The organism is Kitasatospora sp. NPDC059571 (assembly GCF_042735675.1).
GTDB lineage: Bacteria > Actinomycetota > Actinomycetes > Streptomycetales > Streptomycetaceae > Kitasatospora.
The window spans coordinates 1-7,317 of the sequence record NZ_JBHWBW010000404.1; the positions used below are offsets into that span (position 1 = coordinate 1).

Consider the following 7,317-nt stretch of genomic DNA (forward strand, 5'->3'; position numbering starts at 1 on the left):
CCCTCGGCACGTCCGGTCCCGTTCACGGCCCGGCGGTGCGGTGCGGTCAGCGCAGCGGGCCCTCCGGCGGGCGCTGGCGCGGCATGGTGGGCCGGCTGCCCGGCGAGGGCAGCACCCGCACCTGCGCGCCCGTGCCGCCCTCGGTGCGGCCGCCCCAGGCGCCGGGCGCCTGGGTGGGCAGCTGGGTCATGGTGGCCCGGAACTCCAGCATCCACTCGGCGGTCTCGGTGCGGACCATGTCCGAGACGTCCTCGCAGAAGCGCCGCAGCACGCCCAGGCAGCGCTCGGCCGCCTCGCCCGCGGTGCCCTCGGTGGGGCCGAGCACCTCGCGCACGCACTCCGAGGCCCAGTCGAACTGGAACGCCTCCAGCCGGCGCTGCAGCGCCTGGGAGGTGGAGACGTCCCGCATCCAGCCGGAGGTCAGCCCGAAGCCCCGGTCGGCGGCCAGGCAGGCCGCGGACAGCGCGAGGCCGCCGTAGCCCCACCAGGCGGCGTCCGGCAGCACCCGGGTCAGCGAGAGCAGCGGTGCGCCGATGCCGCCCACCGCGAGGACGGCCGCGGAGAACCGCAGCAGCCGGGCCCAACGGCGCTTCCAGATACGGTCCTTGCGGTACCACTCGATCGCCTCGACGGCCCGCTCCTCGGACCACCGGTACAGCTCCTCCAGCCGCTCGGCCGGTTCGCCCCAGTCGCCCAGCGGGAACTGGCGGGCACTCAGATCGGCCCGCCGGCGGGTGGGGGTGCGCCCGGTGGAGGCGGTGGAGGGCTGGTCCTCCTCGCCGACGTCCTTGCCCCAGGGACTCTCCTCGGGTTGCATTTCCGGCTGGCTCACCTGTGGGGCTCCCTGTGGCGGGGTGACAGTGCGGTCCTGGCTGGACGCCTGGCTGACGGCTCGTCGGGCTGATGTGCCGTCGGACGTGGCTCCGTGAGGGGGTGTGAGCCGCCCATGGTGCCGTGCCCCGGCGGGACGCCGGTTTTCGTCCATCGACATTTCTTACCGCCAAATGGCTGACCGTGGGGCCGCTTCGACAGTGATCGTTATCCGAATTCGGGTCCGGAAGCCGAGGTGGGAGAGTTTCGCCGGGCGGCGAGATTTCACTCTTCCGAGCGAGCAGCGGCAGGGCCCCGGACATGACCCGGACCCGTTCCGAGGGGATTGCCGAGGCTCTGATTTGGATGATCCTCCAGATCGGATGCGCCGAAAAGCGGCACGGTTGGAGGATTCGCCACAGCCGCCGAGTGGTGCGAACAGGCCACCGACTACCCTTGCCAAGCGTGAAGGTCCTCGTAATCGGCGGCGGCGCCCGCGAACACGCCCTGTGCCGCTCCCTGTCCCTCGATCCCGCCGTCACCGAGCTGCACTGCGCCCCGGGCAACGCCGGGATCGCGCAGGTGGCCGCGGTGCACCCGGTCGACCAGCTGGACGGCGCGGCCGTCACCGCGCTGGCCCGCGAGCTGGCCGCCGACCTGGTGGTGGTCGGCCCGGAGGCGCCGCTGGTGGCCGGGGTGGCCGACCCGCTGCGCGACGCCGGTTTCCCGGTCTTCGGCCCCTCCGCCGACGCAGCCAAGCTGGAGGGCTCCAAGGCGTTCGCCAAGGACGTGATGGCCGCCGCCGGCGTCCCGACCGCCCGCTCCTACGTCTGCACCACCGTCGAGGAGGCCGCCGCGGCGCTCGACGCCTTCGGCGCCCCCTACGTGGTCAAGGACGACGGCCTGGCGGCCGGCAAGGGCGTGGTGGTCACCTCCGACCGCGCCGCCGCGCTGGAGCACGCCGCCTCCTGCGAGCGCGTGGTCATCGAGGAGTACCTCGACGGCCCCGAGGTCTCGCTGTTCGCGATCACCGACGGCACCACGGTGCTCCCGCTGGTGCCCGCGCAGGACTTCAAGCGCGCCCTGGACGGCGACGAGGGCCCGAACACCGGCGGCATGGGCGCCTACTCCCCGCTGCCCTGGGCCCCCGAGGGCCTGGTCGCCGAGGTGCTGGAGACGGTGCTGCAGCCGACCGTGGACGAGCTGCGCCGCCGCGGCACGCCCTTCTCCGGCCTGCTCTACGCCGGCCTGGCGCTCACCTCGCGCGGCACCCGCGTGATCGAGTTCAACGCCCGGTTCGGCGACCCGGAGACCCAGGTCGTGCTGGCCCGGCTGCGCACCCCGCTGGCCGGTGTGCTGCTCGCCGCGGCCGAGGGCACCCTGGACGGGCTGGAGCCGCTGCGCTGGGACGGCGGCGCCGCCGTCACCGTGGTGATCGCCTCGGAGGGCTACCCGGCCGCGCCCCGCACGGGCGACGTGATCGAGGGCCTCGCCGACGCCGTGGACGAGCACACCTACGTGCTGCACGCCGGCACCCGGGCCGGGGACGGCGGCGAGGTGCTCAGCGCCGGCGGCCGCGTGCTCTCCGTGACCGCGGTCGGCACGGACCTCGCCGAGGCCCGCGAGCGCGCCTACCGGGGCGTCGGACGGATCGCGCTGAAGGGCTCGCACCACCGCACCGACATCGCCCGCACGGCGGCCGGGTAGCCACCCGCCGCGCCGTGCCGCCACGGGCGCTGCACCCCGGGGTCCGCCCCGCTTGGGCGCAGCGCCCGCGGGCATTTCCGGGGACCCCGGAACGGGGCGAAAAGCCCGTGCGCGCCCGGGATTCCAGCCCTTCGGGTGACTCATCGGGCATCCGGCTGACGCGGCACCGGATCCGGTCGTAGGGTGCGCAGGATCGCCGCAGCCCGGCGGCGCCATCGACGCCGCCGCCGGGTGGTGCGACCGTCCCGGGGGGATGCTGGGGGCGTCCGGTTCGTGTGCGCTGTCACCAGGAAGGGTGGAAAGCGGCCCGATCCGGAACACCTATCTGCACGAGGGCGTCAAAACTGTCAGAAGTGCCATGCAGGATGCACAACCGGGTCCGGCTGCCGCCGTCTCCCGGTCGGAAACTGATCATTTCGAGTCGGCTCGGACGCCCCGGCCGTTGATCCGTCGATCTTCGGTCGTGTCGTCGTCCGAGCGCTCCGAAGGGGGTGCCGCGCCGATGGCCGCTGTCGACGCCGCACGCGCGCACGCTCAGGCCCTGCTGCGGATCCGCGGCTGGGCGCTGGCGGCCGCCGCACTGCCCGCAGCCCTGGCCGTGGTGCTCTTCGCCGGGCGGTTCACCGGCCGGATCGGCGCGCCCGGCGCGCCGGACGCCGCCGGGTGGGACGCGATCCGCTGGGCGGTGGCCGCGGTCGCCGTGCTGTCCCTGGCGCTGGCCTGGGCCGTCCGGCGCTCGCACCGCACCGCCGTCCCACCGGTCGTGCCGGCCGTCCCGGTGGCCGCGGCCGAGGCCCCCGAGCTCTACCGGCTGCTGGCCGAGCTCGCCGAGCGGCTGGAGGTGCCCGCGCCCTCGGCGGTCGCCCTCACCCCGGACTGCGACAGCTGGCTGGAGGAGACCCACGCCGTGCGGCGCGGGGTCCCGCACCCCGCGCCGGTGCTGGTGGTCGGCTCGCCGTTCCTCTGGTGGATGCGGGCCGGTGAGCTGCGTGCGCTGCTGGCCCCGGTGGTGGCCGGCACGGCCGCCGCCGCCGACCCGGAGATCGCGGCCGCCCGGCGCTTCGTGCGGAGCCTGGACGCCGCACTCGGGGCGCCCCGCCGCGGGCCGGCCGCCCTGGTCGACCGGGTCAACCGGGCGCTCCTCGGGGCCTGCCGGGAGCACGCCGCGGAGCTGGAGCGCTCGGCCGCGGCCTGGGCCTCCGAGCAGGCCAGGGCGGTCGACTACGGGCTGCGGATCGCCGCCCAGGAGCAGGTCGGCCTGGCCTACGCCGGCTGGGACCGGCTGCTCACCCGGGTCGCCCTGCCGGCCTGGCGGCTCGGCCGCCACCCCGAGCACCTGAACGCCGGCGTGGTCGCCGCGCTCACCGAGCTGGCCCGCCGCGACCGCCTCGCCGACGGTTACGAGACCCGGCTCGGCGACCGGCCCGCCTGCGACCTGCTGGAGGAGCCCGGCCGCATGGACGCCGAGGTGTCGCTGCTCGCCGCCGCGCTGCTGCACGAGACCCCGCCAGACGGCTGGCACCCGCTGGACTGGGTCGACTACCCGGTGGAGGTGGTGGAGCGCGGCTGGCGGGAGAAGGCCGGGTCGCTCGCCGCGGTGCTGGACGGCCCGGGCGGCCGCCCCGCCCGGGGCGGGGCTGAGCCTCCGCTGGCCCGGCTGCTCGCCCGGCTCGCCGCGGGGGAGAGCGAGCCGCTGGCGGCCGCGCTCACCGCCCACCTGGTGCGAGGCGCCCGGGCGGTGACCGTGCTGCCGCCCGCCCGCACCGGCCGCGACCTGCTGGCCGAGTACGTCACCGCGATGGTCTGCGCGGCCGCGGTGGACGCCGGCCGGGCCGCACCCGGCCTCGACTGGCTGGACGGCCCGGTGCTGTTGATGGACGGCACCCGCCGGGTCGACCTCACGGCAGTGGTCGCCCAGGCCGTCGAGCTGGGCAAGGAGGCACCGCTGCGGGGCTGGTTGGAGGCGGCGGGCGTCCGGCTCGCGCGCCCCGTGCGCAGTTGGTGACAGAACGGGTCGAATCGGGCACTCTCCCTACGAGTTGCTACGGTGGGGTGACGCAGCGCCAGCAACCTGTGGTGTGCTGGACCGCACGCACATCCGCCTGGCAATTGCCACCTGCGGAGGGGCGGGCCGAGTCCGACGCCGGTGACCGTGGGAGGGGCGCGTGGGGACGGAAGTCAACCGCCGCTGGGAGTCCGGCACGCTGGCGCACGGCGTGTCCGACCCCTTCGGCCAGGGGCCGCTGCCGTGGCTGCGCAGCCCCGACCAGTACGTCGCGGACGGCGGCGTGCCCTGGTACGTCAGCGTGGACGCGCCCGGCCAGCAGCCGCTCACCGCGCCGCCGCCCGCACCGCCGGTCGGCTCCCCGGCCAATGCCGACGACGTCCTCCAGCAGATCAAGGGCTTCGCCTCGGCGGGCGTGGTCCGTCCGGGCGGCTCGGTGGACTTCCGGGTCACGGTCAACCCGCCCCGCCAGTTCACCGTGGACGTCTACCGGATCGGCCACTACGGCGGCGACGGCGCCCGGCAGGTGACCTCCAGTCCGCTGATCTCCGGGATCGCCCAGGCGCCGCCGATGGTCGTCGGCCGGACGGTCTCCTGCCACCTGTGGTGGCAGTCCTGGCGCCTGCAGGTGCCGGCGGACTGGCGCCCCGGCGCCTACGTCGCCGTGCTCACCACCGCGGACAACCGGCACCGCAGCCACGTCCCGTTCACCGTGCGCGACGCGGTGCAGGCGCGGCCGCCGGAGCTGCTGCTCGTCCTGCCCGACGTGACCTGGCAGGCCTACAACCTCTTCCCGGAGGACGGCCGCACCGGGGCCAGCCTCTACCACGCGTGGGACGGCGAGGGCCGGCTGGTCGGCGAGTCGGAGGCGGCGGTCACGGTCTCCTTCGACCGGCCGCACGCCGGCGCGGGGCTGCCGCTGCACGTCGGCCACGCCTACGACTTCATCCGGTGGGCCGAGCGCTACGGCTACGACCTCGCCTACACCAACGCCACCGACCTGCACGCCGGGTTGGTCGACCCGTCCCGGCACCGGGCGATGGTCTTCCCCGGGCACGACGAGTACTGGTCGGAGCCGATGCGCCGGGCGGTCGAGCGGGCCCGGGACGACGGCACCTCGCTGGTCTTCCTGTCCGCCAACACCCTGTACTGGCGGGTCGAGTTGACCGCAGGACCGTCCGGCGAGCCGGACCGGCTGCTGAACTGCCGCAAGCGCCAGAAGGTCCCGCCTGGCAGCCCGGCCGCCGGGCTGCCGGGCACCGCGGGCGCGCTGTGGCGCGACGCCGGGGAGCCGGAGCAGCAGCTGCTCGGCGTCCAGTACGCCGGCAGCGTGCCGGTCGCGGCGCCGCTGATCGCCCGCAACACCGGCCACTGGCTGTGGGCCGGCACCGGTCTGCACGAGGGCGACGAGGTGCCCGGACTGGTCGCCGGCGAGGCCGACCACTACCACCCGCGGGTCCCGCTGCCCGCGCACACCGAGCGCACCCTGCTGGCCCACTCGCCGTACCGGGACTCCGGCGGGCGGCTGCGCCACCAGCAGACCTCGCTGTACCGCGCGCCGAGCGGTGCGTACGTCTTCGCCGCCGGGACGTTCGCCTGGTCGCCGGCGCTCGACCGCCCCGGCCACACCGACGGCCGGATCCAGCGGGCCACCGCGAACCTGCTCGACCACCTCTGCAAGGAGGGGCGGGCGGGCTCGTGAAAGACTCGGCCCCACAGCCCCCTTCCTGAGGACGAGACGACCTTGAGCGGATTTGTCACCAAGCCCGAGCCCGTCCAGGTGCCAGGCCTGGTCCACCTGCACACCGGCAAGGTGCGCGACCTGTACCGCGCCGAGAACGGCGAGCTGGTCATGGTGGCCAGCGACCGCACCTCGGCCTTCGACTGGGTGCTGCCCAACGAGATCCCCGACAAGGGCCGGATCCTCACCCAGCTGTCGCTCTGGTGGTTCGAGCGGATCGCCGACCTGGTGCCCAACCACGTGCTCTCCACCGAGCTGCCGGCCGGCGCGCCCGCCGACTGGGCCGGCCGCACGCTGATCTGCCGCAGCCTCGACATGGTGCCGGTGGAGTGCGTCGCCCGCGGCTACCTGGCCGGCTCCGGCCTGGAGGAGTACCGGACCGACCGCACCGTCTGCGGGATCGCGCTGCCCGAGGGCCTGGACGACGGCTCCGAGCTGCCCGCCCCGATCTACACCCCGGCGCTCAAGGCCGAGGTCGGCGAGCACGACGAGAACGTGCCCTACGAGGAGACCGCCCGCCGGCTCGGCCCCGAGCTCGCCGCCACCCTGCGGCAGACCACGCTGGCCGTCTACTCGCGGGCCCGGGACATCGCGCGCGAGCGCGGCATCATCCTGGCCGACACCAAGTTCGAGTTCGGCCTGCTCGACGGCGAGCTGGTGATCGGCGACGAGGTGCTGACCCCGGACTCCTCCCGGTTCTGGCCGGCCGACCAGTGGCAGCCGGGCCGGGCCCAGCCCTCGTTCGACAAGCAGTTCATCCGGGACTGGCTCTCCTCGCCGGCCTCCGGCTGGGACCGCCGCAGCGAGGAGCCGCCGCCGGAGCTGCCCGCCGACATCGTCGAGCGCAGCCGGGCCAAGTACGTCGAGGCGTACGAGCGGCTGACCGGCACCGACTGGGCCTGAGCCGGTCCGGGGCGCGGGCCGCCGCGCCCCCGCGGCGCCCCCTGCGCGCCGAGACCGGGGCGGATTGCGCCGGGGGGGCGGCCGGGCGGCAGGCCGCCGCGGCGCGCGCCGCCGAGCTGGCCGACGGGCTCTCGGCGGACCGCCCCGGGGC

Annotated in this window: 5 protein-coding genes; 4 read left to right on the plus strand and 1 reads right to left on the minus strand. The window is 75.6% G+C overall.

What is annotated here, in order from left to right; translation table 11 throughout:
- Nucleotides 1-46: 46 nt before the first annotated feature.
- A complete protein-coding gene (locus ACFV0G_RS31145; RefSeq protein WP_380555260.1) occupies nt 47-832 on the minus strand; it encodes an SLATT domain-containing protein in 786 nt (261 codons plus the stop codon).
- A 443-nt stretch (nt 833-1,275) separates the two neighbouring features.
- On the opposite strand from ACFV0G_RS31145, the gene purD reads away from it, so the two are divergent.
- The 4 genes from purD to ACFV0G_RS31165 all read left to right on the plus strand — a co-directional run bounded on the left by purD (nt 1,276) and on the right by ACFV0G_RS31165 (nt 7,166).
- Nucleotides 1,276-2,517 carry a phosphoribosylamine--glycine ligase gene (gene purD / locus ACFV0G_RS31150; protein WP_380555262.1) on the plus strand — a complete coding sequence of 414 codons (1,242 nt, stop codon included), beginning with the start codon at nt 1,276-1,278 and terminating at the stop codon, nt 2,515-2,517.
- A 502-nt stretch (nt 2,518-3,019) separates the two neighbouring features.
- Nucleotides 3,020-4,522 carry a hypothetical protein gene (locus tag ACFV0G_RS31155; RefSeq protein ID WP_380555264.1) on the plus strand — a complete coding sequence of 501 codons (1,503 nt, stop codon included), beginning with the start codon at nt 3,020-3,022 and terminating at the stop codon, nt 4,520-4,522.
- A gap of 160 nt (nt 4,523-4,682) precedes the next feature.
- Nucleotides 4,683-6,224, plus strand: coding sequence for a N,N-dimethylformamidase beta subunit family domain-containing protein (locus tag ACFV0G_RS31160; protein ID WP_380555266.1), 1,542 nt, complete (start codon nt 4,683-4,685; stop codon nt 6,222-6,224).
- 42 nt (nt 6,225-6,266) lie between these two features.
- A complete protein-coding gene (locus tag ACFV0G_RS31165) occupies nt 6,267-7,166 on the plus strand; it encodes a phosphoribosylaminoimidazolesuccinocarboxamide synthase (RefSeq protein ID WP_380555268.1) in 900 nt (299 codons plus the stop codon).
- Nucleotides 7,167-7,317: the final 151 nt, after the last annotated feature.